General features: G+C 59.1%; 1 protein-coding gene and 1 pseudogene. One reads left to right on the top strand and one right to left on the bottom strand.

The window, feature by feature from the left end; genetic code table 11:
* Positions 1–107 precede the first annotated feature (107 nt).
* A pseudogene (locus tag A2I95_RS34465) lies at positions 108–432 on the top strand (hypothetical protein); the annotation flags it as partial.
* 97 nt (positions 433–529) lie between these two features.
* On the opposite strand, the gene A2I95_RS34460 reads toward A2I95_RS34465, so the two are convergent.
* Positions 530–1,904 (bottom strand): ATP-binding protein (locus A2I95_RS34460; RefSeq protein ID WP_291737034.1); only part of this gene is annotated, 1,375 nt, incomplete at its 5' end.

Raw genomic sequence — 1,904 nt, 5'->3', positions numbered from 1 at the left:
CGGTTTGCGGTGGTCTGATGCGCCGAAGGAGTATCGACCGCTGAACAATCGGATCATCTGGCAATCATGCTTCCCTTTCATTGATTGCTGCGCAACTAGCTGCAGGGCTGGAGGACGCGAGGTATCTGAAAGTTCACCGCAGGGCATCGGGTCTGGGGCTGAAAAGGGGCGTGGCCGTCTGACCGTGCGGCATTTGAAGGATTAGGATCTGATCCGGGAGATCAAATTCCCTGTAAACGGGCGGTATGAATATTAAGCTTCACGCGGTCACAGGCGCTCGGGCCGCCCGATCCAGTTTTTGATGACTGCCGGTCAGGTCAGCCGCTACTCCGGTGCAAGGGCTGGCGACCTGACGCGGCCCGTTGCGAGAGGTGCCCGAAGATGTTCTTGCCCGCCATCGCACCTGCCGCAGCCGTTATCGTCTGGCTTTGAAATCCAAAGAGGCTGAAACGTGGAGCTCACAGCTGTGAATTTCCGAATTGCTTGCTGTGATGAAAACCCGGGAAGGATTTACCGGCGGGTTTCTGCCTTATCCGGTAACAGAATCCCGGACTGTGGAGAATGTACAGCTGAACGTGAACGTGGAACCTTTCCCAAGTTCGGAGCGCACATCAATTTCGCCGCCCATCAGATGTGCCAGGCGGCAGGCGATGCCCAGCCCCAGACCGGTTCCGCCGAAATCCCGGGTTGCAGAACTGTTGACCTGGGAAAACGCGTTGAAGACGCTGGCCAGCTTGTCTTCGGGTATACCGATCCCGGTGTCTTCGACAGCGATGTTATACAGGGACTGAGATGTCAGATTGGTTCCAGTGACTTTGACTGTCACGACCCCTTCCTCAGTGAATTTCACGGCGTTGCCGACCAGGTTGACGATGATCTGCCGTATGCGCCCCTCGTCTCCCAGAATGCCCGCGGGCAAGGCGGGATCATAAACCAGCCTCAAGGCTACCCGGCTTTCTGCCGCTTTGGGTTCCAGCATCCGGACAACACCCGAAAGCAGGTCGCGAAGATCAAGCGGCTGGCTCCTGAGCTCCAGCTTGCCGGACTCGATTTTGGAAAAATCGAGTATCTCGTTAATGATTTCCAGCAAGGCTTCGCCGGAGTCCGAAATGGTCCGGGCATAAAGCGCCTGGTCCTCGTCCAGATCCGTTTCCTCCAGCAAAGATGCCATTCCCAGCACCCCGTTCATCGGGGTTCTGATCTCGTGGCTCATGGTGGCCAGAAATTCGGATTTGGCCTTGTTCCCGGCTTCAGCTGCGCGGGTCCGTTCCTTCACTTTGTCCTCAAGCGAGGCGGCCAGTTCGGTCAGTTCGCTGTTGCTGCGGTCGAGATGGGTCAGCACCTCGGCGAAAGCCAGGGCCAGACGGCCGATTTCGTCACGGCCGCAATCGGGGACGTCCTGGGGCCGGCTGCCCTGGCGAATGCTGTCCGCGAAGTCTGTCAGCCGCTTGACCGGCCGGGTGATCCGGTTGGCCATGACGATGGCGGCAACCGATGCAAACAGCGCGCAAAACCCGGACAGCAGCAGGATCCGGCCGACATGAGCCTTCCATTCCTGATCCAGCCGGGCGGTGGAGAACTCAAGCACCACATAGCCAAGCCGGGTGTCCGCTGTTGCCAGAACCGGACCCGCCACCCTGATCCGGCCGCCGCCTGTCAGGACCGTCCACTGCTTGCAATCGACAGCGGAGCGCAGAAGGGGATCTGCATACCGCTGGCCGCGCAAAAGGTTGTCGTCGGTGCCATCTGTCAGCACCCGGGTGCCGGCATCCAGGATCAAGGCGCGCATGGCACCTTCGCTGGCCAAAGCTGCCCCGGTTTGCTGACGTAACCGTTTGATATCTAACTCATAAAGCGGTTCAAGCACGGCTTCGCCCAGGGTTTTGGCCAGATCGGTCACATGC

The organism is Leisingera sp. F5 (assembly GCF_001593695.1).
The sequence above is the reverse complement of the archived record's forward strand: the minus strand, read 5'-3'. Positions and strand labels throughout refer to the sequence as shown.